Source organism: Nonomuraea sp. MTCD27 (assembly GCF_041950495.1).
Taxonomy (GTDB): domain Bacteria; phylum Actinomycetota; class Actinomycetes; order Streptosporangiales; family Streptosporangiaceae; genus Nonomuraea.
On the sequence record NZ_JBGNUW010000003.1, the window covers coordinates 666,253 to 693,039 of the forward strand.

Annotated in this window: 25 protein-coding genes; 21 read left to right on the forward strand and 4 right to left on the reverse strand. The window is 70.5% G+C overall.

Features of this window, described 5'->3' with window-relative positions:
• The first annotated feature begins 166 nt into the window (after positions 1–166).
• A complete protein-coding gene (locus ACBJ59_RS11450) occupies positions 167–685 on the forward strand; it encodes an adenine phosphoribosyltransferase (RefSeq protein ID WP_364116542.1) in 519 nt (172 codons plus the stop codon).
• A gap of 188 nt (positions 686–873) precedes the next feature.
• A complete protein-coding gene (locus ACBJ59_RS11455) occupies positions 874–3,066 on the forward strand; it encodes a bifunctional (p)ppGpp synthetase/guanosine-3',5'-bis(diphosphate) 3'-pyrophosphohydrolase (protein WP_364116543.1) in 2,193 nt (730 codons plus the stop codon).
• Between the two features lie 85 nt (positions 3,067–3,151).
• Here the strand turns inward: ACBJ59_RS11455 and ACBJ59_RS11460 are convergent, their stop codons facing one another.
• The 3 genes from ACBJ59_RS11460 to ACBJ59_RS11470 all read right to left on the reverse strand — a co-directional run bounded on the left by ACBJ59_RS11460 (position 3,152) and on the right by ACBJ59_RS11470 (position 6,575).
• A complete protein-coding gene (locus ACBJ59_RS11460; protein WP_364116545.1) occupies positions 3,152–4,240 on the reverse strand; it encodes a cupin domain-containing protein in 1,089 nt (362 codons plus the stop codon).
• 155 nt (positions 4,241–4,395) lie between these two features.
• Positions 4,396–5,625 (reverse strand): DUF349 domain-containing protein, encoded by a 1,230-nt coding sequence (locus ACBJ59_RS11465; protein ID WP_375110132.1) that lies wholly within the window; start codon positions 5,623–5,625, stop codon positions 4,396–4,398.
• A gap of 62 nt (positions 5,626–5,687) precedes the next feature.
• Positions 5,688–6,575: a peptidylprolyl isomerase gene (locus ACBJ59_RS11470; protein ID WP_375110133.1), complete on the reverse strand. Its 888-nt coding sequence runs from the start codon at positions 6,573–6,575 to the stop codon at positions 5,688–5,690.
• Between the two features lie 138 nt (positions 6,576–6,713).
• Here ACBJ59_RS11470 and ACBJ59_RS11475 point away from each other — a divergent pair, with 138 nt between their 5' ends.
• From ACBJ59_RS11475 to aspS, 3 genes are all read left to right on the forward strand, one after another.
• The gene (locus ACBJ59_RS11475) at positions 6,714–7,394 is read left to right on the forward strand and encodes an MBL fold metallo-hydrolase (RefSeq protein WP_364116551.1); all 681 of its coding nucleotides are present in this window, start codon (positions 6,714–6,716) and stop codon (positions 7,392–7,394) included.
• The gene (gene hisS / locus ACBJ59_RS11480) at positions 7,394–8,650 is read left to right on the forward strand and encodes a histidine--tRNA ligase (RefSeq protein WP_375110134.1); all 1,257 of its coding nucleotides are present in this window, start codon (positions 7,394–7,396) and stop codon (positions 8,648–8,650) included. Before ACBJ59_RS11475 ends, hisS begins: the two co-directional genes overlap by 1 nt.
• A gap of 67 nt (positions 8,651–8,717) precedes the next feature.
• On the forward strand, positions 8,718–10,454 hold the full coding sequence (gene aspS / locus ACBJ59_RS11485) for an aspartate--tRNA ligase (RefSeq protein ID WP_375110135.1): 1,737 nt from the start codon (positions 8,718–8,720) through the stop codon (positions 10,452–10,454).
• Between the two features lie 62 nt (positions 10,455–10,516).
• On the opposite strand, the gene ACBJ59_RS11490 is transcribed toward aspS, so the two are convergent.
• On the reverse strand, positions 10,517–11,434 hold the full coding sequence (locus tag ACBJ59_RS11490; RefSeq protein ID WP_375110136.1) for a peptidylprolyl isomerase: 918 nt from the start codon (positions 11,432–11,434) through the stop codon (positions 10,517–10,519).
• Positions 11,435–11,602: 168 nt separating this feature from the next.
• Here ACBJ59_RS11490 and ACBJ59_RS11495 point away from each other — a divergent pair, with 168 nt between their 5' ends.
• The 16 genes from ACBJ59_RS11495 (at position 11,603) to ACBJ59_RS11570 (ending at position 26,694) form a co-directional block, all read left to right on the forward strand.
• Entirely contained in the window at positions 11,603–12,082 is a 480-nt protein-coding gene (locus ACBJ59_RS11495) for a DUF2231 domain-containing protein (protein ID WP_364116558.1), read from the forward strand.
• A gap of 48 nt (positions 12,083–12,130) precedes the next feature.
• Entirely contained in the window at positions 12,131–13,432 is a 1,302-nt protein-coding gene (locus tag ACBJ59_RS11500; protein WP_364116560.1) for a replication-associated recombination protein A, read from the forward strand.
• Between the two features lie 51 nt (positions 13,433–13,483).
• The gene (locus ACBJ59_RS11505; protein WP_375110137.1) at positions 13,484–14,233 is read left to right on the forward strand and encodes a cyclase family protein; all 750 of its coding nucleotides are present in this window, start codon (positions 13,484–13,486) and stop codon (positions 14,231–14,233) included.
• Positions 14,234–14,313: 80 nt separating this feature from the next.
• Positions 14,314–15,177 (forward strand): oxygenase MpaB family protein, encoded by an 864-nt coding sequence (locus tag ACBJ59_RS11510; RefSeq protein WP_375110138.1) that lies wholly within the window; start codon positions 14,314–14,316, stop codon positions 15,175–15,177.
• A gap of 85 nt (positions 15,178–15,262) precedes the next feature.
• Positions 15,263–15,655, forward strand: a complete 393-nt coding sequence (locus ACBJ59_RS11515; protein ID WP_375110139.1) for a DUF948 domain-containing protein — start codon at positions 15,263–15,265, stop codon at positions 15,653–15,655.
• Complete coding sequence (locus tag ACBJ59_RS11520; RefSeq protein WP_375110140.1) at positions 15,652–15,882, forward strand: hypothetical protein; 231 nt, start codon at positions 15,652–15,654, stop codon at positions 15,880–15,882. Before ACBJ59_RS11515 ends, ACBJ59_RS11520 begins: the two co-directional genes overlap by 4 nt.
• Positions 15,883–15,933: 51 nt before the next feature.
• Positions 15,934–18,606 carry an alanine--tRNA ligase gene (gene alaS / locus ACBJ59_RS11525; protein ID WP_375110141.1) on the forward strand — a complete coding sequence of 891 codons (2,673 nt, stop codon included), beginning with the start codon at positions 15,934–15,936 and terminating at the stop codon, positions 18,604–18,606.
• 1 nt (position 18,607) lies between these two features.
• Positions 18,608–19,087 carry a Holliday junction resolvase RuvX gene (ruvX, locus tag ACBJ59_RS11530; protein WP_375110142.1) on the forward strand — a complete coding sequence of 160 codons (480 nt, stop codon included), beginning with the start codon at positions 18,608–18,610 and terminating at the stop codon, positions 19,085–19,087.
• 46 nt (positions 19,088–19,133) lie between these two features.
• Positions 19,134–20,621, forward strand: a complete 1,488-nt coding sequence (gene mltG, locus ACBJ59_RS11535; RefSeq protein ID WP_375110143.1) for an endolytic transglycosylase MltG — start codon at positions 19,134–19,136, stop codon at positions 20,619–20,621.
• A gap of 346 nt (positions 20,622–20,967) precedes the next feature.
• Positions 20,968–21,996 carry an endolytic transglycosylase MltG gene (gene mltG, locus ACBJ59_RS11540; protein ID WP_375110144.1) on the forward strand — a complete coding sequence of 343 codons (1,029 nt, stop codon included), beginning with the start codon at positions 20,968–20,970 and terminating at the stop codon, positions 21,994–21,996.
• A 183-nt stretch (positions 21,997–22,179) separates the two neighbouring features.
• On the forward strand, positions 22,180–23,037 hold the full coding sequence (locus ACBJ59_RS11545; protein ID WP_375110145.1) for a shikimate dehydrogenase: 858 nt from the start codon (positions 22,180–22,182) through the stop codon (positions 23,035–23,037).
• A 329-nt stretch (positions 23,038–23,366) separates the two neighbouring features.
• Positions 23,367–23,954 carry a translation initiation factor IF-3 gene (gene infC / locus ACBJ59_RS11550; protein ID WP_364116687.1) on the forward strand — a complete coding sequence of 196 codons (588 nt, stop codon included), beginning with the start codon at positions 23,367–23,369 and terminating at the stop codon, positions 23,952–23,954.
• A 120-nt stretch (positions 23,955–24,074) separates the two neighbouring features.
• A complete protein-coding gene (rpmI, locus tag ACBJ59_RS11555; RefSeq protein WP_090761693.1) occupies positions 24,075–24,269 on the forward strand; it encodes a 50S ribosomal protein L35 in 195 nt (64 codons plus the stop codon).
• Between the two features lie 24 nt (positions 24,270–24,293).
• A complete protein-coding gene (rplT, locus tag ACBJ59_RS11560; protein ID WP_364116579.1) occupies positions 24,294–24,677 on the forward strand; it encodes a 50S ribosomal protein L20 in 384 nt (127 codons plus the stop codon).
• 71 nt (positions 24,678–24,748) lie between these two features.
• On the forward strand, positions 24,749–25,552 hold the full coding sequence (locus ACBJ59_RS11565) for a TrmH family RNA methyltransferase (RefSeq protein ID WP_375110146.1): 804 nt from the start codon (positions 24,749–24,751) through the stop codon (positions 25,550–25,552).
• Between the two features lie 50 nt (positions 25,553–25,602).
• A complete protein-coding gene (locus ACBJ59_RS11570) occupies positions 25,603–26,694 on the forward strand; it encodes an ATP-binding protein (RefSeq protein ID WP_364116582.1) in 1,092 nt (363 codons plus the stop codon).
• Positions 26,695–26,787 lie beyond the last annotated feature (93 nt).

The window sequence follows — 26,787 nt, forward strand, 5'->3', positions numbered from 1 at the left end:
CTCCGTACGACGCCCTCGCCCCTCGCCGGGGCGGGGGCGTCGTCCGTGTCCGCCCCGGCGATGTGCGGCGCCCAGCGGGCGTCTGAGAGCCTCCCGTACGGTGCGGGCGCGCGATGCACCATCATGGAGCCCGGCAGAGGGCCGGTGGAGAGATGCGAGGAAAGCCATGACCGAGCTGAGCACGACGATCCTGGACCGGATCAGGGACGTGCCCGACTATCCCAAGCCGGGAGTCATGTTCAAGGACATCACCCCGCTCCTGGCCGACCCGGTCGCGATGGCGGCCGTGGTGGACGCGCTGGCCGACCTCCACCAGGTGGACAAGATCGTGGGGATCGAGGCGCGCGGGTTCATCCTCGCCGCGCCGGTGGCCTACCGGGCGGCCGCCGGGTTCGTGCCCGTGCGCAAGAAGGGGAAACTGCCCGCCGCGACCCTGGAAGAGTCCTACGATCTGGAGTACGGCTCCGCCACCATCGAGGTCCACCGTGACGCCTTCGCGCCCGGTGACCGGGTTCTGATCGTCGACGACGTGCTGGCCACGGGAGGCACCGCGAGGGCCACCGTTGACCTGGTGGAGAGGGCCGGAGCCGAGGTCGTCGGCATCGCCGTGCTGATGGAACTGGCTTTCCTCAACGGGCGTGAGCGACTGCGGGGTGTGGAGCTGCACTCCCTCGTGATCGTCTGAGTCCGGCCCACGGCAGGCCAGGTTTGCCACCTGGATACACTGGGGGGATCTGGACTCGAACGTGAGGAGCCACTGCGTGAGGAGTCTGTGTGCCCCGTGATGTGGTCGCGCCCGACGTGACCGACTCTGGCAACGCCGAGGCGCCCGGCGTTCCAGCGGTGCGTCGAAGGCGGTTTGGGGGTGGGGCCATGAATCCGGTGCTGGAGCCGTTGTTCCGGACGGTGCGCGCCACCCATCCCAAGGCCGACCTGCGGGTGATCGAGCGTGCCTACGACGTCGCCGCCTATCACCACCGTGACCAGAAGCGGAAGTCCGGCGACCCGTACATCACCCATCCGCTGGCCGTGGCGACGATCCTGGCCGAGCTGGGCACCGACGACGAGACCCTCTGCGCGGCCCTGCTGCACGACACGGTGGAGGACACCGCCTACAGCCTCGACGAGCTGCGCGGCGACTTCGGCGACACGATCGGGTCACTGGTCGACGGCGTCACCAAGCTGGACAAGGTCAAGTTCGGCGACGCCGCGCAGGCCGAGACGGTCCGCAAGATGGTCGTCGCCATGTCGCGCGACATCCGCGTGCTGATCATCAAGCTGGCCGACCGCCTGCACAACATGCGCACCATGCGCTACCTGCCGGAGCACAAGCGCCACCAGAAGTCGCGCGAGACGCTGGAGATCTTCGCCCCGCTGGCCCACCGCCTGGGCATGAACACGATCAAGTGGGAGCTGGAAGACCTCGCCTTCGCCATGCTCTACCCCAAGCGCTACGACGAGATCGCGCGCATGGTGTCGGAGCGGGCGCCGCGCCGCGACCTGTTCCTGCAGGAGGTCATCGAGAAGGTCTCCGGCGACCTGCGCGAGGCGAAGATCCGCGCGGTGGTCAAGGGCCGGCCGAAGCACTACTACTCGGTCTACCAGAAGATGATCGCCAGGGACGTCGCGTTCGACGACATCTACGACCTCGTGGGCATCCGCGTGCTGGTCGACAGCGTGCGCGACTGCTATGCCGCGCTCGGCACCATCCACGCCCGGTGGAACCCGGTGCCCGGGCGGTTCAAAGACTACATAGCGATGCCCAAGTTCAACATGTACCAGTCGCTGCACACCACGGTGATCGGTCCCGAGGGCAAGCCGGTGGAGCTGCAGATCCGCACCCACGCGATGCACCACAGGGCCGAATACGGCGTGGCCGCGCACTGGAAGTACAAAGAGGAGGTCGGCGCCCCCGGCCCCACGGGCAAGGTCAAGCCGGGCAGCGACATGGCCTGGCTGCGCCAGCTCCTCGACTGGCAGAAGGAGACCTCCGACCCGGGCGAGTTCCTGGAGTCGCTGCGGTTCGACCTGTCGGTCTCCGAGGTCTACGTGTTCACCCCGAAGGGCCAGGTCATCGCCCTGCCCGAGGGGGCCACGCCGGTCGACTTCGCCTACGCGGTGCACACCGAGGTGGGCCACCGCTGCATCGGCGCGCGGGTCAACGGGCGGCTGGTGCCGCTGGAGTCGCGGCTCGGCAACGGCGACACGGTCGAGATCTTCACCTCCAAGTCGCCGGACGCCGGGCCGTCGCGCGACTGGCTGAAGTTCGTCAAGTCGGGCCGTGCCCGCAACAAGATCCGTCAGTGGTTCTCCAAGGAGCGCCGCGAGACCGCGATCGAGGCGGGCAAGGAGGCCATCGGGCGGGCCATGCGCAAGCAGGGCCTGCCGCTGCAGCGGCTGATGTCCGGCGAGGCGCTGCTGGCGCTGGCCCGCGACCTGCGCTACCCCGACGTCTCCGCGCTCTACGCGGCCGTGGGCGAGGGGCACATCGCGGCCCAGTCCGTGGTGCAGAAGCTGGTGGCCTCGATCGGCGGGGTCGACAGCGCCGAGGAGGACATCGCCGAGACCTCGCTGCCCACCCGGCTGCGCGGCCGTCCCCGTGGGGGTGGCGGCGCGGGCGTGGTCGTGGCGGGCGACGCCGACGTGTGGGTACGCCTGTCGAAGTGCTGCACCCCGGTGCCCGGCGACGAGATCGTCGGTTTCGTCACCCGGGGCCACGGCGTCTCGGTGCACCGGGCCGACTGCACCAACGTGCAGCAGCTCAAGGCGCAGCCGGACCGCCTGGTGGAGGTGAGCTGGTCGCCGAGCGACGACAGCGTGTTCCTGGTGGCCATCCAGGTCGAGGCGCTCGACCGGCCGCGCCTGCTGTCCGACGTCACCCGCACGCTGTCCGACCAGCACGTCAACATCCTCAGCGCCTCGGTCACGACCTCGCGCGACCGGGTGGCGATCAGCAAGTTCACCTTCGAGATGGGCGATCCCAAGCACCTGGGCCACGTGCTGAAGGCCGTGCGCAGCATCCAGGGCGTCTTCGACGTCTACCGCGTGAGCGGCGCCGGCGGCTGAGGCCCCCTCGACCTGCGCTCTCCGAGCCGACGCACTTCGGGCCTGGCAGGCGGGCGCGGGCCCGCCCTGCGATCAGCAGGCGGGTCTAGCCGGACAGGCTGGGCAGGTTGACCACGATGGCCTCCTGGGTGCTGCGCGCGATCACCACGACGGCCTCGCGCGACGGGTCCGGGTTCTCCTCCCGGTGCGGCACGTACGGCGGCACGAACACGTAGTCGCCGGGCCCCGCGTCGATGCGGGTCTCCTCGCCCTCCTCCAGGAAGACGAACGACGGCGTGCCGCTCACCACGTAGATCGCCGTCTCCGAGGCCCCGTGGTGGTGGTCCGACGAGCGGGTGGCGGGGGCGACGTGGGTCTGGCCCATCCACAGGCGCGCCGACCCGGTCGTGGCGCCGCTGACGGCGGCCAGCCGCCGCATGCCCGAGCTCTGCGCCGTGTCGCCCGAGAGCTCTCCTGAGGCGACGTGACGCAGGATCTGGTGGAAGGGATCCCCCTCGCTCCGGTAACCCTCCCAGAGGCGCCCTCCGGCCCGTTCCAGCACCTCCGTGGCCACCGCGGCCAGCCGGGCGGGGTCGTCGTGGGCGGTCAGCAGCTCATCGGCCAGGGCAGGATCGTGCGCGCGCAGCTCGCGCAGCAGCCACTTGCCGCTGCCCTGCCACCTGCGTCCCAGGCCCAGCGCCGTCCTGGCGGCGGCCTGCACGACCTCCCAGCCGATGAACGCCTGCTCACCCGGATCCGACGCGCCCGCCAGGTCGTCCAGCAGGTCGGACAGCACGTATCTCGCCCGGTCGGCCTGGCCGGGCGTCTGCCCGCCGGGACCGGCCGACACGCGCTCGCCCAGCGCGCTCTGCAGGTCGCTGGCCCGGCCGCCCGTGCGGTCGGCCAGCACTGCGCCCTCGGAGCAGATGCGCGCGAGGATCGGCAGCCGCTGCTCGAAGCCGCGCTCGATGTAGGCGGCCAGGCTGGTCTCGCTGTGCGCGAACAGCTCGACCGGCCACCCGTGCCAGCGCAGCGTCTCGCGATAGGGGCGGTCGAGACCGTCGAGCACCACCACGATGTCGAGGTCGGAGGTGTCGGTGCGGCGTTCGGTGAGCACGCTGCCGCCGACGAAGGCGTACAGGGCGCCGGGGAACATCTCCTCGACGAGGGAACGCGCGGCGGCGACGGGGTCCATGCCGGACAGCCTAGATCAGGCGCCGTCGCTCGCCGCCCGATTCGGCGACGGCTCCCGGAAGGTGGCGACCGCTCCCGGATGGCCCGGCATGGGGCCGGCCGGGCGGAGTCGCCCCGACGGTCCGGCGTGGGGCCTGGCGGCGGCCCCGCGCCGGACTAGCTGAACTCGGTCAGCGTGCGCTCGGCCTCCGCCAGCCACGAACGGCGGGCGGTCAGGGCCTCCTCGGCCTCCTTGACGTCCTTGGCGCGCCCGGCGGCCTGCGCCTTGGACAGCCGCTTCTCCAGCTGCTCGATCGAGGTGCGCAGCTGCTCGACCGTGCTCTGGGCACGGGCCCTGGCCTCGGGGTTGGAGCGCTTCCACTCCGCGTCCTCGGCCTTGCGCACGGCCTCGTCGACCTTGCGCAGCCCGCCCTCCAGCCGGTCGCGCTGCTCGCGCGGCACGGGGCCGGCGGCCTCCCACCGCTCCAGGATGTGCCGCAGGGCCGCCCTGGCCGTGCGTACGTCGGTGACCGGCAGGATCTTCTCGGCCTCGGCGAGCAGCACCTCCTTGACCTCCGCGTTGGCGGCCAGCGAGGCGTCACGCTCGGCGAAGACCGCCGAACGGGCCTGGAAGAACTGGTCCTGGGCGCCCTTGAAGCGGGCCCACAGCTCGTCCTCGGCCTCGCGCGAGGCGCGCCCCGCGCTCTTCCACTGCTGCATCAGCTCGCGGTAGATCGCCGCGGTCGCGCCCCAGTCGGTCGAGTCGGCGATCGCCTCGGCCTCGGCGACGATGCGCTCCTTGGCCGCCCGCACGCCCTCGCGCTGCTCGTCGAGCCCCGCGAAGTACTGCTTGCGCCGCTTGGCGAACGCCGTGCGCGCGGCCGACAGCCGCTTCCACAGCGCCGCCTCGGTGACCCGGTCGATGCGGTCGGCGGCCTTCCACTCCTCGACCAGCTGGCGCAGCCGCTCGCCACCCGACTTCCAGTGGGTCGTCTCGTCCGCGATGCGCTCGGCCTCGCCGACGATGCGCTCCTTGACCGTCCTGGCCTCGGCCCTGGCGTGCTCGCGAGCGGCCTTGACCTCCTCGCGGCGCTGGGCGACGAGCTCGGTCAGGCCGTCGAGCCGGGCCGTCAGCGCGGCCAGGTCCCCGATGGCGTGGGCGTCGGCGACGGCCTCGCGCAGCTTGGCGATGTTCGCCTCCGCCTGGGCCGGAGCCAGGTCGGTGCCCCTGACGCGCTGCTCCAGCAGCTGCACCTGACCGGCCAGCTCGTCGTACTTGCGATGGAAGTAGGCCAGTGCCTCTTCGGGTTCACCGGCCTGCCAGGAGCCGACGGCCCGCTCTCCCTCAGCCGTACGCACGTAGACGGTGCCGTCGTCGTCTACCCGGCCCCACGGGTCGGTGCTCACCGTGTCCTCCCGCACTATCCATCAGACCCTTCGGGACTACTTCGTCCCTAGTTTGTATTACGTCAGCTCTTGCCGGCGATTGTCACGTCTTTGATTTCGACGGTTTGCTTTGGTGCTCCAGTCCCATCTCCCATGTCGGTGATGACGCCTGCTTTGTTCACCTTGTCCAGGATGTCGAGCCCCTTGGTGATCGTACCCACCGGCGTGTAATCCGGGGTGAGCCCGATGTCCCCGTAAACGAGGAAGAACTGGCTGCCCGTGCTGCCCGGAGCCTGGGTCTTGGCCATGGCCATCACGCCGCGCTTGTACTGGGCGCCCTGGAGGTTCTCCTCGGCCATCACGTAGCCGGGGCCGCCCGAGCCGTCCTGGCTCTTGCCGTCGGCCTTGGCGGCCGGGTCGCCGCACTGCAGCATCGGGAACTTGTCGCTGCCGAGCCGGTGGCACTTGCTGCCGTCGTAGTACTTCTTGCCCGCCAGGAACTCCAGCGAGTTCGTCGTGCAGGGCGCCTTGGCGTTGTTCAGCTCGACCACGATGTCGCCCAGGTTCGTCTTGAACGTCATCGTCTTCGTGGCGGGCTTGGTCTTCACCTTCGTCGGCGGCATGCCGACGTCCTTGACCTGACCCCCGGAGGCGTCCTTGACGTAGTCGCAGGTGCCCGTCGCCGCGTTGTACGGCTTCGGCCCCGCCGGAGCCGACGCCGACGCCGACGCCGATGCCGACGCGGTGTCGGCGGGCGTCGCCGAGGGCGAGGCCGCCGCCTCCGTTCCCGGGTCGTTGCCCCCCAGCAGCGCGACCGCGGCCACGATGCCTCCGACCACGATCACCACGCCCACGGTGGAGCCGATGATCGCCGTGCGCTTGGCCTGCTGCTCGCGCTCGATGCGGCGCTGCATCTGCCGCTCGTAGTGCTCGCGCGCCAGCTGCTTCTGCCGGTCCTTCCCCGTGGCCACCGCTTTGCCTCCCATAGTCAATCAACTGAGGTGGGCGAATCGTATCGGCCAACGGGTAATGATTCGCAGCCCGGCGACCCGCACCGGTACCCTTCGGTTACATTCCCATTGGCTTTTCGACGAGATCACCTGAGGCAGATGCTCATCGCCGGCTTCCCCGCAGGGGCCTTCCAGACCAATTGTTACGTCGTCGCGCCTGCCGCCGGCGAGGAGTGCGTGATCGTCGATCCAGGTCAGGACGCGACCGAGGGAGTCGACGAGCTGCTGCGCGAGCACCGGCTCAAGCCCGTCGCGGTTCTGCTCACCCACGGCCACCTCGACCACGTCTGGTCGGTGGCCCCGGTCTGCGGCGCGCGTGACGTCCCCGCGTGGATCCACCCGGACGACCGTCACCTGCTGAGCGATCCGGCCGCCGGCTGGTCCGACACGAGCGCCTCGCTGTTCGGCGGGATCACCCTGAGCGAGCCCGACGACGTGCGCGAGCTGTCCGACGGCGCCGTGCTGAAGCTCGCCGGCCTCGAGCTCGTGGTCGACCACACTCCCGGCCATACCAGGGGGTCGGTGAGCTTCCGGCTGCCCGGTGACGAGATCATGTTCTCGGGCGACCTGCTGTTCGCCGGCTCCATCGGCCGCTCCGACCTTCCCGGTGGCGACTACACGACCATCCTGCGCAGCCTGGCTACCAAGTGTCTGCCGCTGCCTGACGATACGGTCGTCCTGCCGGGCCACGGACCACAGACGACGATCGGCCGCGAGCGCGCGACGAATCCATACCTGAAGGAAGCAGCGCCGCACGCCGGTCCCACACGAGGGATCTAATGACTTTCCAAGCACCCAAAGGCGTCAAGGAATACGTTCCACCGCAGGCTTCTACGTTCTACGCGATCCGCGGGGCGTTCGCGGAGACGGCGAGGCGTGCGGGCTACGCCTACCTGGAGACCGCGGTCTTCGAGGACACGCAGCTGTTCGCGCGCGGGGTCGGTGAGTCCACCGACGTCGTGAGCAAGGAGATGTACACCTTCACCGACCGCGGCGGCAGGTCGCTGACGCTGCGCCCGGAGTTCACCGCGGGCGTGCTGCGCGCGGTCCTGGAATATGGCCTGCACCGCGGCCAGCTCCCGGTCAAGGTCTGGACCGACGGGCCGGTGTTCCGTGCCGAGGCGCCCCAGGAGGGCCGCTACCGCCAGTTCTACCAGCTCGACCTGGAGGCGATCGGCAGCGAGGACCCGGCGGTGGACGCCGAGACCGTGGCGCTGGCCTGGCAGTGGTACACCTCGCTCGGTCTCACCCAGGTGCGGCTGCTGCTCAACTCGCTGGGCTGCTCGGAGTGCCGTCCGGTCTACCGGGCCCGGCTGCAGGAGTTCCTGCGCAAGCTCGATCTCGACGAGGCCACCAGGGCGCGCATCGAGATCAATCCGTTGCGGGTGCTCGACGACCGGCGTCCCGAGGTCCGCGCGCAGCTCGAGGAGGCGCCCCTCATCGGCGACCACCTCTGCGCCGACTGCCAGGCCTACCACGACCGGGTCAAGCAGCTCCTGGCCGACCTGGACATCCCGTGGGAGGACGCGCCCCGGCTGGTGCGCGGGCTCGACTACTACACCCGCACCACGTTCGAGTTCGACCACCCGCTGCTCGGCGCGCAGTCGGGCATCGGCGGCGGCGGCCGCTACGACGGGCTCTCCGAGGCCATCGGCGGGCCGCGCCTGCCCGGCATCGGCTTCGGCCTCGGCCTCGACCGCACCGTCATCGCCCTGGAGCGGGAAGGCGTCGCTCTCGACGTCCCGGCCCGTTGCGAGGTGTACGGTGTGGCGCTGGGCGACGAGGCGGCGCGCGCGATGTTCAGGCTTCTGAGCGAGTTGCGCGCGGCCGGTGTCGCCGCCGACATGGCCTTCGGCGGCAAGGGGCTCAAGGGCGCGATGAAGGGGGCCGACCGTTCCGGCGCCCGCTTCGCGCTGATCCTCGGCGAGCGTGACCTCGCGGCCGCGGCCGTGCAGGTGAAGGACCTGGTCACCGCCGAGCAGACCGAGGTGCCGCTGGTCCAGGTCGTCAAAGTCTTGAAGGGAAAGATGCAGTGATCCGCAGGTCAGCGCGTGCCGGATCGCCGCCGCCCTTCTCCTCCTATCCGCATGAAGGGAAAGTGCAGTGATCCGCACGCATACCGCCGGGTCGCTCCGCGAGGAGCACGCCGGGCAGCAGGTGACGCTCGCAGGATGGGTGGCGCGCCGCCGTGACCACGGCGGCGTCGTCTTCATCGACCTGCGTGACGCCTCCGGCTCGGCGCAGGTGGTCTTCCGCGAGGAGGACCACGCCCACGACCTGCGCGCCGAATACTGCGTGCAGGTCGTCGGCCAGGTCAGGGTGCGCCCCGAGGGCAACGAGAACCCCGACCTGCCCACCGGCGCGATCGAAGTGGTGGCCGAGCGGGTCGAGGTGCTGAGCGAGTCCGCGCCGCTGCCGTTCCCGATCGAGGGCAACGTGGGGGTGTCGGAGGAGGCGCGGCTCAAATACCGCTACCTCGACATCCGCCGTCAGCAGGTGGCCAACGCGATGCGCACCCGCTCCAAGGCCACCTACCTGGCCAACGAGGTGATGCACGAGCTCGGCTTCGTCTACGTCGAGACGCCCACGCTGACCCGCTCCACGCCCGAGGGCGCGCGCGACTTCCTGGTGCCGGTGCGCCTGCAGCCCGCCAACTGGTACGCGCTGCCGCAGTCGCCGCAGCTGTTCAAGCAGCTCCTGCAGGTGGCCGGGCTCGAGCGCTACTACCAGCTGGCCAAGTGCTACCGCGACGAGGACCTGCGGGCCGACCGGCAGCCGGAGTTCACGCAGATCGACGTCGAGATGTCCTTCGTGGACCAGGAGGACGTCATCGAGGTCGGCGAGAAGCTGATCAGCCGGCTGTGGAAGGAGATCGTCGGCTACGAGCTGGCGACGCCGCTGCCGCGCATGACGTACGCCGACGCCATGTCCCGCTTCGGCTCCGACAAGCCGGACCTGCGCTTCGGCCAGGAGCTGGTCGAGATGACCGGCTACTTCGCCAACACCTCCTTCCGCGTCTTCCAGGCCGACTACGTGGGCGCGGTCGTCATGCCCGGCGGGGCCTCGCAGACCCGCAAGGAGCTCGACGGCTGGCAGGAGTGGGCCCGCTCGCGCGGCGCCAAGGGTCTGGCCTACGTGCTCGTCCAGGAGGACGGCACGCTCGGCGGCCCGGTCGCCAAGAACCTGTCGGAGGAGGAGCTGTCCGGGCTGGCCGCCAAGGTCGGGGCCGAGCCGGGCGACGCGATCTTCTTCGCCGCCGGGGCCAGGAGCTCCTCCCGCGACCTGCTGGGCGCGGCCCGGCTGGAGATCGGCCGGCGCTGCGACCTGATCGACGAGTCGCAGTGGTCGTTCCTGTGGGTCGTCGACGCGCCCATGTTCGAGGAGGACGGTGAGGGCGGCTGGACGGCCGTGCACCACCCGTTCACCGGGCCGAAGCCGGAGTGGGCCGACAACTTCCAGGACCACCCGGGCGAGGCGCTCGCCTACGCGTACGACATGGTCTGCAACGGCATGGAGATCGGCGGCGGCTCCATCCGTATCCACCGGGCCGAGATGCAGCAGCGCGTGTTCGACGTGCTGGGCATCTCCAAGGAGGAGGCGGAGAGCAAGTTCGGCTTCCTGCTGGAGGCGTTCAAGTACGGCCCGCCCCCGCACGGCGGCATCGCCTACGGCTGGGACCGGATCTGCATGCTGCTGTCCGGCGGCGACTCGATCCGTGACGTGATCGCGTTCCCGAAGACGGCCTCCGGCTTCGACCCGCTCACGGGCGCGCCCACGCCGATCACGGCCGAGCAGCGCAAGGAGGCGGGCGTCGACGCCAAGCCCAAGGTCGAGGCGTAGACACCAGGCCACAGACGAAAGCGGCGGGCACCGTCCGGTGCCCGCCGCTTCGCGTTGGTCCCCTACTTGAGGGTGACCTTCTTGATGATGATCGGGTTCTTCGGCGCGGTGGAGCCGCCGTCGCCGGTGATGTCGTCGGGGTTGACGATCACGCCGTCCTTGGCGACCTTCTCGATGATCTCCAGGCCGGACTTGACCATGCCCAGGACCGAGTACTGCGGCTCCAGCTGGGAGTTCTCGTCCGAGAGCGAGATGGCGAACTGGCTGCTGTTCTGCCCGGCCGCGTCCAGCGGCTGCGTCAGGAAGACCACGCCCCTGGTGTAGGGGATGGCGCCCACGGCCTCGTCCCGGAAGACGTACCCGGCGTTGCCCTGGCCGTCCGTGGGGTTCTTGCCGTCGGCCTTGGCCTGCGGGTCGCCGCACTGCAGCAGGAACAGGCCGGAGGTCTCGGGCAGGGCCAGGCGGTGGCACTTGTTGCCCTCGTAGAAGCCCTTCTTCGCCAGGAAGGCCATCGAGTTGACCGAGCACGGGGTGGCGTTGGGGTCCACCTCGATGACGATGTCGCCGTGGTTGGTGCTGACGGTCATCGTCGACAGCTTCATGTTGGGCTTCTTGCCCGGCAGGCCCACGTACTTGTGCGGGACCGAGTCGTCACGCTTGTACGTGCACGAGACGTTCGTCGCCTTCTGCGGCGGCGTGGTGGTCGGCAGCTCCGTGGGCGCCGAGGGGGAGGCGGACGCCGAGGCGGAGGCGGACGGCGTGCTCTGGGCCGAGGCCGTACCGGCGCCGTCGTTGCCGACCAGAGTGGTCGCGGCGAAGATGCCGCCGGCGACCACGACGACGGCCACAGCCGCGCCGATGAAGGTGTTCCGCCTCGCCTTGGCGCTCTGCTCGGCCGCGCGCTTCGCCTGCCGTTCCTTGTGCTCCCGCGCCAGCTCTGCCTGGCGGTCCTCTTCGTTCTGGCGGTCGTCGCCGCTCACCGCTATGTCCTCTCGTCTTTGCCAAGGTATGACCAAACAACTCCGCGCATGCTACCGGCCCTCGATATGTGACGGACGTAAGTGGCGAAAGCCGCATGTGCGACGGCTGAGGTCGCGAACCATATGGTGCTGGCATTCGTAGTTGAAATGAGAACTAAGGAGCCCGCCATGTTCGACGAGATCATGGGCTTGCCGGCCCATCCCCTGATCATCCACTTCGCCGTGGTGCTGACCCCGCTGCTCGTCGCCGTCGCCGTCGCGTACGCGCTGCTCCCGCGCCTGCGTACCTACGTGGCATGGGCGGTGGTGCTGCTCTCGCTCGCCGCGCCCGTGGCGGTCTTCGCGGCCAGGCAGAGCGGCGAGAACCTCAAGGCCGCCCGGTTCGGCACGGCGGAGGGCGAGATCGCGGCCCGCATCTCCACCCACCAGAGCTTCGCCACCCCGCTGCTGCTGTCGGTGCTCGGGCTCGGCGTGGCCGCCCTGCTGCTCGTGTACGCCACCCGCCCCTCCCGCGACTCCGTCGGCCGCGACCGGTTCGGCCGGCCCGTCTCGATGATCCTCTCGGCGCTCACCGTGGTGCTGGCGGCCGTGGCCGGCTATTTCGTCTTCCGGGCCGGGGACTCGGGCGCGCGGGCCGTGTGGTCGTGAGCCCCGGACGTGGGCCGGCGAGGGCGGCTCAGCGTGTAATCTCTCGTTGTGGACAGCCTGTTCGACTCGGCGGCTGAGGAGGCCACCCCGCAGCCTCTCGCGGTGCGCATGCGCCCGCGCTCGCTCGACGAGGTGATCGGCCAGCGGCACCTGCTCGGCCCGGGCACCCCGCTGCGGCGCCTGGTCGAGAGCGAGGCTCCCATGTCGCTCTTCCTGTGGGGGCCGCCGGGCACCGGCAAGACCACGCTGGCCTACGTGGTCTCCAACGTCACCAAGCGCCGCTTCGTCGAGGTCTCCGCCGTGTCGGCCGGGGTCAAGGACGTGCGGGCGGCCATCGACACCGCCCGCCGCGAGCTGGGCATGACGGGCCGCCAGACGGTGCTGTTCGTGGACGAGGTGCACCGCTTCAACAAGGCCCAGCAGGACGCCCTGCTGCCCGCCGTGGAGAACCGCTGGGTCACCTTCATCGGCGCCACCACGGAAAACCCGTTCTTCTCGGTCATCTCGCCGCTGCTGTCGCGCTCGCTGCTGCTCACGCTGGAGTCGCTGTCCGACGACGACGTGCGCACGGTGCTGGAGCGGGCCGTGTCCGACCCGCGCGGCCTGGGCGGGCGCAACACGCTCGCCCCGCAGGCCCTGGAGCATCTCGTACGCCTGGCGGGCGGCGACGCGCGCAGGTCGCTGACCTACCTGGAGGCGGCGGCGCTGCTGGCCGACGACATCACGGTGGAGGTGGTGGAGAAGGCCGTCGACAAGGCCGCCGTGCGCTATGACCGGCAGGGCGACCAGCACTACGACGTGATCAGCGCGTTCATCAAGTCGATGCGCGGATCCGACGCCGACGCCGCGCTCCACTACCTGGCCCGCATGATCGAGGCCGGCGAGGACCCGCGCTTCATCGCCCGCCGCATCGTCATCTTCGCCTCCGAGGACGTGGGCATGGCCGATCCGACGTGCCTGCAGACCGCGGTGGCCGCCGCGCAGGCGGTGCAGCTCATCGGGCTGCCGGAGGGGCAGATCAACCTGGCCCACGCGGTCATCCACTGCGCCATGGCGCCCAAGTCCAACGCCGTCGTCAAGGCCATCGGGGCGGCCGTCGGCGACGTGCGGAAGGGGCTGATCGGGCAGGTGCCCGGTCACCTGCGCGACGCCCACTACCCCGGGGCGGCCAAGCTCGGCCACGGCGACGGCTACAAATACCCGCACGACTTCGACCACGGGCTGGTGCGCCAGGACTACGCGCCGGAGCAGGTGCGCGAGCGGCGCTACTACGAGCCCACGCGGCACGGGGCGGAGGCGCCGGTGGCCGAGCGGTGGGCGAAGATCCGCGACTTCCTGCGCGGATCCTGACCGGTCCCCACAGCCGGAGCTCGTTGATCGTCGCGATAGGTTGATCGTGACATGACCGACTACCGGGCCTCCTTCGACGCCGCCATCGCCTTCGGCAACGGCGGCGATCTGACCGTGCACGGGTTCCGCGTGGACCTGCCCGGCCCCGACACCCCGGAAGCGGAGATCGCGGCGCTGTTCGTGGCCTCGCTGGGCCTGCTCATGACCGACACCGTCGAGCTGGCCAACGTGCGGATCTTCCCGGAGGCGCACAAGGGCACCAGGGGCGGGCCGTCCGACCGCGGCCGCGAGGCGGCCGGCGCCGCCCGGGAGCGGGGCAGGCTGGTGGAGCTCAACCACCTCCCGCGCGAGGGAGGCACCTACTTCGAGGCGCCCCGCGGCGACCTCGGCGCCGTCCCGCTGGCGCGGTCCGTCGACGTGCCCGCCGTGGTCGTACGCGTGGCGGGCGCCGAGCGGCGGCCCGTCGGGGTCGGCTCGCTGGCCCCCTTCGACGTACGCGACCACGCCGTCCTGCTGCACACCGGCGTGCGCGAGGGCCACTGCCTGGCCCCCGAGGCCGCCGCCTGGCTGGTGGAGCGCGGCGCCGCGCTGGTCGGCACCGACGCCGACCTGCTCGACGACGGCGCGCATGAGGCGCGTCCCGCGCGGGAGGCGCTGCTCGGCGCGGGCGTCCCCGTGGTCGAGAGGCTGACCGGCCTGGAGGGGCTGCCCCCGACCGGCGCCCTGTTCACGGCCGCGCCCCCGCGCCTCCTTGGTGTCGGCCGCGTCCCGGTGCGCGCCTACGCCCGCGTGCCCGACTGAGCCGCGGGGCCCAGCAGAACGTTCGCCGCCGGACCGTGCAAAGTTGTACTAAGCACGCGATCTCGGGGAATCACCTTCGTGTGAAGGCGACTGTTACCCCCGGCGGCGGCCTTTTCGGGCCCCGGTCGATCACCTGGCGAGTGCACACCGAGACGCCCGGCTGGCCGGCCGTCGTACGCGCCTTCCAGCTGCAGGCCCTGCACCCCCGCACCATCCGCGGCATCGCCCAGAACTGCCTCCTCGACGACCCGGAGGTGGCCCGCGCCCGGCTGCGGCGCCAGCTCGACTTCGTCGCCGTACGCACCTTCGGCACCCGCGAGCAGGCCGAGCACGCCGGGGAGCGGGCCCGCCGCGTGCACGCCCGCCTCATCGGCCTCGACACCGACACGGGCACCCTGTTCCGCCTGGACGAGGAGGAGAACCTGCGCTGGGCCCACTGCGTGGAGGTGTCCTCGCACCTGGAGGTGGCCGGGCGCTCCGGCGTGCCGCTCACCCCGGCGGAGCGGGACGCGTACGTGGCCGAGCAGCGGCGCAGCGCCCGTCTCGTCGGCCTCGGCGACGTCCCCTGCGACACGGCCGAGCTCGACGACTACCTCACCGGCATGCGCCCGTACCTGGCCGCCACCGTCGAGGCCCGCGACGCGCTGCGCCGCAGCGTGAGCCCCCAGCTGTCGCTGCGGCTGGCCTTCCTCGCGCCGCCGCTCGCGCTCGGCTCGCTGCCCGCCGCCGGCGCGCTGGCCTTCGCGACCCTGCCCGGGTGGGCCAGGCAGATGTACGGCTGCCGCGGCTACCGGGCGGCCGGATACGCCGCCGACGCGGCGCTCAGGGCGCTGCGCGCCGGGGCCATGGCGCTGCCGGAACGGCTGGTGTCACCCGAGATCAGAGCGGCGCGCGGCCTGATGCGGGCGGCCACGGAAGCGCCGGGGGCCGACGTGGCTGCCTGATCGAGGGAGGTTTCCGCACTAACGTTGTCACTCGAACGCGATAGGGTCTTGCCGTTCCGGCCCAGCGTACGAGGGAGATGCGCGGATGCTTACCGCTGGAGAGGTCGCCGGGCTGATCGCGGCCACGGGCTGGATAGTCCTGGTCTGCGTGATGGTCATGGTGCTCGTCAAGCTCGCCAGGCTGCTCACCGAGACCACCAAGGCGGTCTCCGACCTCAACAACCGCCTCGCGCCGCTGCTCGACGACGTCAGCGTCACGGTCAACGAGACCAACCGGCAGCTGGTCGCGGTCGAGGCGATCGCCAAGGACGTCAAGCAGGTCAGCGGTCACGCGGCCAAGCTGAGCGCGGTGACGCAGACGATCTTCACCGGTCCGCTGATCAAGGTCTCCGCCATCGGCCACGGCGTGCGCCGCGCCATCGAGGCCCGCCGGCCGAGCAGGCCGGGGCCGCGCGTCCGGCAGGGGCGTCCGCGATGATCAGGCGGCTGTTCTACCTGTCGCTCGGCGCGTTCCTCGCCTTCTGGGTGATGCGCAGGCTGCAGGCGCTGCACCCCGACCACATCGCCCGCAGGACCGCCGACGGCGCGGCGGGCATGGTCCGGCGGGTGAGAGACTTTACCCACGACGCCCTCGGCGAGGCCGCGGAGCGCGAAACGGAGTTGCGAGCACGCTTCGGGCTCGACAACGCTGAAGACAACAACTGAAGACACAACTGAAGACGACAACGACTGACTAACAGCAAAGGATGGCCACAAATGGAGTCGGCAGAGATCGCCCGCCGCTTCCTACGCTTCTTCGAGGAGCGTGGGCACAAGGTCGTGCCCTCGGCCAGCCTGATCGCTGAGGACCCGACGCTTCTCCTGGTCAACGCGGGTATGGTGCCGTTCAAGCCGTACTTCCTGGGGCAGCGCAGGCCTCCGGGGTCACGGCTGGCCACCGCGCAGAAGTGCGTGCGCACCCCCGACATCGAAGAGGTCGGCAAGACCACCCGGCACGCGACGTTCTTCCAGATGCTGGGCAACTTCTCCTTCGGCGACTACTTCAAGGCCGAAGTGATCCCCTTCGCGTGGGAGCTGCTGACCAGGTCCGAGTCCGACGGGGGCTTCGGCTTCCCCGAGGACAAGCTGTGGGCGACGGTCTACCTCGAGGACGACGAGGCCTACGACATCTGGCGCAACAAGGTCGGCCTGCCCGAGCACCGGATCCAGCGCCGCGACCTCGAGGACAACTACTGGCACATGGGCGTGCCGGGCCCCGGCGGCCCCTGCTCGGAGATCTACTACGACCGCGGCGCCGAATACGGCAAGGAGGGCGGTCCGGTCGCCGACGAGGACCGCTACCTCGAGGTGTGGAACCTCGTCTTCATGCAGTACCAGCTGAGCCAGGTCCGCTCCAAGACCGACTTCGACATCTCGGGCGAGCTGCCGAGCAAGAACATCGACACCGGCATGGGCCTGGAGCGCATGGCGGCGATCCTGCAGGGCGTCGACAACATCTACGAGATCGACACCACGTACAAGATCCTCGACAAGGCGGCCGAGCTCACCAAGACCCGCTACGGCCGTGACCACCGCTCCGACGTGAGCCTGCGCGTCATCGCCGACCACGTCCGCACCGGCACCATGCTGGTCGCCGACGGCGTCCTGCCCGGCAACGAGGGCCGCGGCTACGTGCTGCGCCGCATCCTGCGCCGCTCGATCCGCAACCTGCGGCTGCTCGGCTCCGGCGACGAGCGCTACATGCACGAGCTGACCGACGTCGCGATCAACGTCATGGGCGAGCAGTACGAGCAGCTCAAGGCCGACGCGCCGCAGATCCACGGGGTCATCGACGCGGAGGAGGCCTCGTTCCTGGGCACGCTGCGCACCGGCACCGCGATCTTCGACGTGGCCGTCGAGGAGACCAAGCGCAAGTCCGGCACCACGATCCCGGGTGACCAGGCGTTCAAGCTGCACGACACCTACGGCTTCCCGATCGACCTGACGCTGGAGATGGCGGCCGAGCACGGGCTCAAGGTCGACGAGGAGGGCTTCCGCCGCCTCATGAAGGAGCAGCGGGCGGCCGCCAAGGCCGACGCGGCGGCGAAGAAGACCGGCAACGCCGACATCTCCGTGTTCGGGCAGCTCCTGGAGGCGGGCGGCCGGGTCGAGTTCCTCGGCTACGACCAGACCGAGGCCGACACCAGCGTGGTCGGCATCCTCGTCGACGGCGTGTCCGTCCCGGCGGCGGACGCGGGCACCACGGTGGAGGTCGTGCTCCAGCGCACCCCGTTCTACGCCGAGGGCGGTGGCCAGCTCGCCGACCAGGGCGTGATCCGCACCAGCGGCGCCGAGGTCGAGATCACCGACGTGCAGGCGCCCCTCACGGGGCTCGTCGTGCACCGCGGCAAGATCCGCAGCGGTGAGCTCAAGGTCGGCGACGAGGCGCAGGCGGAGATCGACATCGAGCGCCGCCGCGCGATCTCGCGCAGCCACAGCGCCACCCACCTCGTCCACCGCGGCTTCAAGAACGCGCTCGGCGAGACGGCGGCGCAGGCCGGCTCGGAGAACTCGCCCGGCCGCTTCCGCTTCGACTTCACCGCGGCGGGCGCGGTGCCGCCGAGCGTGCTGCGCGACGTCGAGGACGAGGTCAACGCCGTGCTCATCAACGACCTCAAGGTTAACGCCTTCTACACCTCGCAGGCGGAGGCCAGGGCGATGGGCGCGCTGGCGATGTTCGGCGAGAAATACGGCGACGAGGTCCGCGTGGTCGAGATCGGCGACTACTCGCGCGAGCTCTGCGGCGGCACCCACGTCCACAGCTCCGGCCAGCTCGGCCTGGTCAAGGTGCTGGGCGAGCAGTCGGTCGGCGCCGGTGTGCGCCGGGTCGAGGCGCTCGTCGGCATCGACGCCTTCCGCTTCCTGGCGCGCGAGAGCGTCCTGGTCGCGCAGCTCACCGAGCAGCTCAAGGCGCGCCGCGAGGAGCTGCCCGAGCGCATCGAGGGCATCGTCACCCGGCTGCGCACGGCGGAGAAGGAGCTGGAGAAGGTCCGCTCGGCCCAGGTGCTCCAGGTGGCCGGCGATCTGGTGTCGCAGGCGCGTGACCTGCAGGGTGTCTCCGTCGTGACACACCGCGCGCCTGATGGAACCGGTGCCGATGACCTGCGTAAGCTCGCGCTTGATGTGCGTGGCAGGTTCCCGGCCGACCGGCCGGCGGTCGTCGTGATCGCTGGTGCCCCCTCCGACCGGCCCGTGGTGGTTGCCGCGGTCAACGAGGCGGGGCGCGAGCGGGGGCTCAAGGCCGGACAGCTGGTCGGCGTCGCCGCCAAGGCTCTTGGGGGTGGCGGTGGCGGCAAGGACGATGTCGCACAAGGCGGCGGCACGCGACCGGAGGCGATCGGCGACGCGCTGCGCCTGGTCGAAGAGGCGATTTCGGGGCAGCTCGGCTGACATGAGGTTCGGTGCACGGATCGGCGTGGACGTCGGCTCCGTACGTGTCGGCGTGGCCCGCAGCGACCCTTCCGGGATGCTGGCCACGCCGGTCGAGACTGTCAGGCGGGGCAAGGGCGACCTCAACCGCATCGCCGCGATCGTCGCCGAGCACGAGGCGATCGAGGTCGTGGTGGGGTTGCCCACGTCGCTGTCGGGGCGTGAGGGAGCGGCGGCCGGGCTGGCGCGCGAGTTCGCCGTCAAGCTGGCGGCCCGGCTGGCGCCCACGCCCGTACGACTGTTCGACGAGCGGCTGACCACGGTCACGGCGCAGCAGGGCCTTCGGGCCAGCGGCGTACGCGCCAAGAAGCAGCGGGGCGTCGTCGACCAGGCGGCGGCCGTCGTGCTGCTGCAGGACGCGCTCGACTCCGAGCGCGCCACGGAGAGACCACCAGGCAGGCCCGTCGAACCGCCCCCAGCGGCCGACGGACCTGCCTCATGAGCGCGCCCGCGAAGGAGTGCCGGGGCATCGCCGGTGGGGTGGTCACATGAACGGGACACCCGAGGACGAGGACGACATCGGCGATGTGATCCCGTTCCGGTCCGGGGAGCCGGCGGAGGACGAGACCGAGCCGTCGGCCGGCGATGAGCGGCCGATAAGCGGTGGGTCGCCGAGTGGTGGTGACTCGCCTAGCGGTGGCTCAGCGAGCGGTGGCTCGCCGAGTGGTGACTCGTGGGCCGGTGATTCGCCGAGCGGTGGCTCGCCGAGTGGTGACTCGCGGGCCGGTGACTCGCCGGTTGGTGGGTCGCCGACCGCTGGCGAGCAGCCGTCCGGCGACGAGCGGCCGTCCGGCGGTGACCGGCTGACCGGCGGTGAGCGGCTGACCGGCGGTGAGCGACCCGCCGGGGATGAGTGGCCCGTCGGCGGTGAGCGGCAGGTCGATGGGGAGCGGCCTGCGGCGGCGGATGCCGAGGCGGACGTCATCCCGCTGCCCGCGCGGCGGCAACGGGCCCTGCGCAAGGTCGGGCTGCTCTCGCTGAGCCTGCTCGCCGGGGTGCTGGCCCTGGGCGGTGGGGCGATCGCGGTGCTCAAGCCGTACCTCAGCCCGGACGACTTCGAAGGGCCGGGCAGCGGCGCCGTGACCGTGCGGATCGCGCCCGGCTCCAGCGCGCAGGCCATCGGCTCGGCGCTGGCCGACGCCGGGGTGGTGGCCAGCGTCCAGTCGTTCGTGAACGTGACGGAGGACCGCGCCGTGAGCGACCGGCTGCGGCCCGGCCACTACCGGCTGCGCAAGGGCATGGCGGCGGGAGCGGCGCTCGACCTGCTGCTCACCCCCTCCTCACGGATCGTGCGGCGGGTGACGGTGCCGGAGGGCATGCGGGTGCGGGAGGTGCTGAGCCGCGTGGCCAAGCTGGCCGGCCTGCCGATCGAGGCGCTGCGGAACGTGGACAACGCCCTGGTCGGGCTGCCCTCGTACGCCAAGGGGCTGGAGGGGTTCCTGTTCCCCGCCACGTACGAGATCGAGCCCGGCGACACTGCCGTGGACGTGCTGGCGGCCATGGCAGAGCGCTTCGCCGTCGCGGCCCGGCACGTGGGCCTGGAGGAGCAGGCGTCGCGGGTGAACCTGACCCCGCTGCAGGTCGTCACGGTGGCCAGCCTGATCCAGGCCGAGGGCGGGACCGACGAGGACTACCCGAAGATCTCCAGAGTGATCTACAACCGCCTGGCGAAGGGCACGCCGCTGGAGATCGACAGCACCGTGCTGTACGCGCAGAACCGCAGGACCCTGAAGGTGACGGAGAGCGATACCAAGGTGAACTCTCCTTACAACACCTATCGCCACAAAGGACTGCCGCCCGGCCCCATCGCCAATCCTGGAGAGAAGGCGCTGATGGCGGCCCTCAACCCCGCAGAAGGTGATTGGCACTGGTTTGTGACGACGGATCCGGCGCATAGAATCACCAAATTCACCAACAAAGAGAGCGAGTTCGTGAGATACCGGGAAGAGTTGAACAAGAACCTCGGGACGAGCTGATGTTCGACGGGACCCCCTCTCTCCCCGCGCAAAAGCCCCAAAGTGGGGCACGCGCCCTCTTTTCATCCTCTAGCATGGCTACCCAGAGTGATCTCCGCCTGTCGTGGCAGCGCCACGCGCGGCGGCTCCCCCAGTTTCGCTCGGTGACCCCAGCCGGTTGGGCAGTTCCGCTTGACGCCCGGCGGGCGGTACCGGGAGATTGGCCAGCGCACCTATGAACGATCTCGATCTGAACACCTTGCTCGGCGCCGAGGACGACGAAGGCTCAAGTCGGCGCCGCACTCGGGGCTCCGGTAAACGCGGCGGCGGGCGCAGGCGGCGCCGGCGTCGCAACCGGGGCGGATTCATGGCGCCACTGCTCGCCTTCGTCGTCCTGGCGGGCATCATCGGCGGCGGCGGTTACTTCGGCTACCTGTGGCTCAGCGACGCGCTCGTGCCCGACGACTACACCGGTCAGGGCACCGGCCAGGTCGTCATCGAGATCAAGCCGGGCCAGAGCGCCTCGGAGGTGGCCCAGGAGCTGGAGCGGCAGGGGGTCGTCGCCAGCGCCAGGGCGTTCACCAACGCGATCGCCAACGCCAACATGAGCGACAAGCTGCAGCCCGGCGAGTACAAGCTGCGCAAGGAGATGTCGGCCGCCAGCGCGGTCGCGCTGCTCGTCCCGGGGAACCAGCTGCTCGCCAAGGTGGGGCTCAAGGAAGGCCTGCGGCTGTCGCAGACGTACGCCGAGCTGGCCGCGAAGACCGGCAAACCGGTCAAGGACTTCGCCGCCGCGGCCAAGGACGCCGAGGCCCTGGACCTGCCGCCGTACGCCAAGGGCAGGCTCGAGGGGTACGCCTTCCCCGCCACGTACGATTTCCAGCCCAAGACCACGCCCAAGGAGATGCTGGCGGCGATGGTCAAGCGGTTCAAGCAGACGGCCGAGCAGCTGGACCTCGAAGGCGGCGCCAAGGCGCTGGACCGCACGCCGCACGAGATCATCGTCATCGCCAGCATCGTGCAGGCCGAGGCCGGCCGGAAGGAGGACATGGGGAAGATCGCCCGTGTCATCTACAACCGGCTCGACCTCAAGCCGCCGATGAAGCTGCAGATGGACAGCACGGTGATGTACGCGCTGGGCAAGTTCCGCACCACCGCCACCATCCCGGAGACGCGGACCAAGCACCCGTACAACACGTACATGAATCTGGGCCTGCCGCCCGGCGCGATCACCAACCCGGGTGACGACGCCATCGAGGCGGCGCTGAACCCGGAGAAGGGGAGCTGGCTCTACTTCGTGGCCACCGACCCCAAGAGCAACGTCACCAAGTTCGCCACCACGGACGCCGAGTTCCAGCGGCTCCTGGCGGAGTTCAAGGCGAACGGCGGCGGCTGACGCCTGCACGCGACCGCTTCGCGCGGTCGCCTCTCACGGCCACCTCTCACGGCCGCCCGGCGAGCGTCCGGGCGGCCGTGCGGTGTTCCGGCGAGCGCTTGGGCGGCCGTGCGGTGTCCGGCGATCCCCGGGCGGCCGTGTGCCGGCTTGGCGATAGGGTCGTCCTGTTCGGAAGGAGTGGGGATGCGGGCTGCGGTGATGGGGTCTCCCATCGGCCATTCGCTCTCGCCCTACCTGCACAGGGCCGCCTACCACGCGATGGGGCTCGGCGGGTGGAGCTACGAGGCGTTCGAGTGCGACGAGGCGCGCCTGCCGGGGCTGCTGGCCGAGCTGACGCCCGTGCGCGGGCAGGCCGGCGCCGGTGCGGACGCGTGGGCGGGGCTCTCGCTGACGATGCCGCTCAAGCGGGCCGTGCTGCCCCTGCTCGACACCGTCTCCGGGACGGCCGTCGAGGTCGGCGGGGCCAACACCGTGGTGTTCCGCGACGGGCGGCGACACGGCGACAACACCGACGTCTACGGCATCGAGCAGGCGCTGGCCGAGGCCGGCGTGCCCGCGCCGCGATCGGCGACCGTGCTGGGCGGCGGGGCCACGGCGGCCTCCACGCTGGCGGCGCTGCGCAACCTGGGCCTGTTCTCGGCCACGCTGCTGGTGCGCGATCCCGCGCGGGCGGGGGAGACGGGCGAGGTGGCCGAGCGGCTGGGGGTGGCCCTGGCGGTGGAGACGTTCGACAAGCTCGACGCCCTCACGGGGGTGGACCTGGTGGTGTCCACGCTGCCGGGCGGGGCGGCCGACGCGTTCGCGGACCGGCTGGCGCGGGTGCCCGCGCTCTTCGACGTGGTCTACTCGCCCTGGCCGACCAGGGCGGCGACGGCCGTACGCGCGGCGGGCGGCACCGTGGTCGGGGGGTTCGAGATGCTGCTGCACCAGGCGGTGCGGCAGGTGCGGCTGATGACCGGCGTCACGGAGGTGCCGGTGGAGGCCATGCGGGCAGCCGGGGAGGCCGAGATCCTCAGGCGATCGGTCAGCCGAACGGGTTGAGCGTCCTCACGCCGGGCCTGACGCCGGGCCTGACGCGTGCCGAGCGTGGGGCCGGGCGGGAAGATTCGAGGATGTCCCGGCGTTGTGGTAATGTAGCTCTCTGATCGGTCCGGCATGCCTTGCTGGACGCGCAAGCGGAGGTCTCCCTCCCACCTGAGTCACCGAAAGGTGGCCGGGTCCAGGATCACGCCGGACTACTCCGGGGAGCTCGAGGCCACGAAGCCAAAGAGCTCAGTGGCCCCGCATGCGCGACGTGCGGGGCTTTTCGCGTCTCGGCGGAAGGCTCCCGGCACGACGAGCACGTAGGGATCGCAAACCTAGGAGGCCCCATCAGCACTGAGCCCCGCATCAACGAGCGTATCCGAGTTCCCGAGGTTCGCCTCGTGGGCCCGAACGGCGAGCAGGTAGGCATCGTGTCCATTCACGATGCGCTCAAGCTCGCCCAGGAGGCCGACCTCGACCTTGTTGAGGTCGCGGCCACGGCTCGACCGCCCGTGTGCAAGCTCATGGACTACGGAAAGTTCAAGTACGAGTCCGCGATGAAGGCGCGCGAGGCGCGCAAGAATCAGGCGCACACGATCATCAAGGAGATCAAGCTCCGGCCGAAGATCGACCCGCACGACTACGAGACCAAGAAGGGTCACGTGGTGCGGTTCCTCAAGGCGGGGGACAAGGTCAAAGTCACGATCATGTTCCGCGGACGCGAGCAGTCCCGGCCGGAGCTCGGCTTCCGGCTGCTGCAGCGGCTGGCGGACGACGTCCAGGAGCTCGGCTTCGTGGAGTCCCACGCCAAGCAGGACGGCCGTAACATGATCATGGTGATCGGTCCGCACAAGAAGAAGGCCGAGGCAAAGGCCGAAAAGGCCGCTGCCAAGGCGCAGCGTGGCGGCGAGGAGCCTTCCCCACCGGAAGCGTGACCCGCAGTTGGGGTTAGCCTTACAGCACCCCAGCAGCCACCGGCAGACGAAGACGCCGCTACCGGGCCGGCCAGCACCGGCCCGGCCAGTGGCACGACCGAAACGAGGAGAGACGGCGCCATGCCGAAGATGAAGACGCACAGCGGTGCGAAGAAGCGGTTCCGGGTCACCGGCACCGGCAAGATCAAGCGTCGCCGTGCCAACCGCGCGCACTACAACGAGTGGAAGTCGTCCACGCTGACGCGCCGTCTCAAGAACGAGGTCGTCCTTTCCGACGCCGACTCTAAGAAGATCAAGAAGCTGCTCGCCAAGTAGCGCGAACCCCCGGGGAGAAGAAACATGGCACGCGTGAAGCGGGCGCTCAACGCCAAGAAGAAGCGCAAGGTCGTCCTCGAAAGGGCGAGCGGTTACCGTGGTCAGCGGTCGCGTCTTTACCGCAAGGCCAAGGAGCAGATGCTCCACTCGATGACGTACGCCTACCGGGACCGCAAGGACCGCAAGGGCGCTTTCCGTCGTCTGTGGATTCAGCGCATCAACGCTGCCGCCCGGCAGAACGGCATCACCTACAACCGTTTGATCCAGGGCCTGCGTCTTGCCAACATCGAGGTTGACCGCAAGATCCTCGCTGACCTCGCGGTCAACGACAGCCAGACCTTCGCCACGCTCGTCGAGGCCGCCAGGAAGGCGCTCCCGGCCAACGTGAACGCTCCGGCCGCGAGCTGAAGCGATTGATTTGCAGGGCCCACCGATGACGGTGGGCCCTTTGCTGTTCGTACGAGTGGGGGAAGACGACGATGGGCGGGTCCGAGCTGACCAACGTGAGGTCGCCACGGGTGAAGGCCGCCAGGCGGCTCACCAAGCGGGCCTTCCGGGACCAGGACCGCAAGTTCCTGGCCGAGGGGCCGCAGGCGGTACGCGAGGCGCTCAAGCTCGACGGCGTGACGCTGGAGCTGTTCAGCACGGCGGAGGCCGAGCTGCGTCACCCCGAGCTCATCAGCGACGCCGCGCTCAAGGGCATCCCCGTGCACCGCGCCAGCGGTGAGGTCATGTCGGAGCTGTCGCAGACCGTGACCCCGCAGGGGCTGGTGGCCGTCTGCGGGCTCGTGCACGTGCCGCTGGAGAAGGCGCTGGCCGGTGCGCCGCGCCTGGTCGCGGTGCTGGCGCACGTGCGCGATCCGGGCAACGCCGGGACCGTCATGCGCGCGGCCGACGCCGCCGGCGCCGACTCCGTGGTCTTCACCGACGCCTCCGTGGACCCGTACAACGGCAAGTGCGTACGCGCCAGCGCCGGCAGCCTGTTCCACTTGCCCGTCACCATCGGTGCACCGGTCGGCGCCGCCGTGCGTCAACTAAAGGAGCGGGGCCTGCGCGTGCTGGCGGCCGACGGCGCGGGCAAGCACACGCTCGACGATGTGGATCTCTCGGGACCCACCGCGTGGATCTTCGGCAACGAGGCCTGGGGACTGCCGGAGGAGATACTCGCTGAGGCGGATGATGTGGTCAGAGTACCCATCTACGGACAGGCTGAAAGTCTGAACCTGGCCACCGCCGCGGCGGTATGCCTTTACTCCTCGGCCAGGGCGCAGCGAGTGTCCTAGGCGGCTGGAAACCCGCTATTGTCGGCGTTGTAGGCGGAGGAGGCGAGGTCGTGCACGGCGCAGACACCGACGGGCGAGTAGTGGCCGCCGCGTGCACGATAGCCATCGACGACCTTCCTGACGGCCTTATCGTGGCTGACCGATATGGGTGTGTGACGGCCGTCAACCGGGCCGCCGCGCGGCTCACCGGAGTCGCGATGGAGCGCGCCGTCGGCAGGCACATGAATGACGTGTTCCCCTTCCGCGACCACGACGGGCGCGACTGGTGGAAGGCGCTCGACCCCGAGGGCGGGCTGCGGTCCAGGAGCCGGGTCCCCGAGCGGCCGCTGCACCTGCCGGGAGGCCAGGAGCTCTACGTCGCGGCCAGGCTCGTACGCGAGCCGGAGCGCGGCGGCGAGGTCGAGCGCGTCGCGATCACCCTGCGCGACGGCGGCGCCCGCGCCCGGCTGGAGCGCAGCCGCGCCGACCTGGTCTCCACCGTGGCCCACGAGCTGCGCTCGCCGCTGACCAGCGTCAAAGGGTTCACCGCGACGCTGCTGGCCAAGTGGACCCGCTTCACCGACGAGCAGAAGCGCGTCATGCTCGAGACCGTCAACAACGACGCCGACCGCGTGACCCGGCTCATCACCGAGCTGCTCGACGTCTCGCGCATCGAGTCCGGCCGGCTGGAGGTGCGCCGCCAGGTGGTCGACCTGCCGGCCAGGGCGCGCCGGCTCATCGCGGGCCGGGTGGCGGCCGGCGACACCGACGACCGCTACCGCCTCATCGTGGGCGACCATCTGCCGGAAATGTGGCTTGACCAGGACAAGATCGACCAGATCCTGGGTAACCTGGTGGAAAACGCGGTGCGTCACGGGCGCGGAACCGTGACAATCGAGATCGAGTCCGTCGGATGGGGAGTTGCCGTGTCGGTGCGCGACGAGGGTGAGGGCATCGAGCCCGAGCTGGCTCCGCGCGTCTTCAGGCAGTTCTGGCGGGGCGGCAACAGCCGCCGCCGCGGCGGCACCGGGCTCGGCCTGTTCATCGTCAAGGGTCTGGTCGAGGCGCACGGTGGCACGATCACCGTGCAGCGGGCGCCCGAAGGCGGGGCGGAGTTCCGATTTACCGTGCCCACCGGCACGCCCGACTTCGCCGCCGTCTGAGGCGGAATTCGGGCCCGGTGGGCGGGGCCCACTAGACTCTTTCCGCTCAAGCCCTGGATACGGAGCTCACTCTTGTCTGACTACGACCCCGTC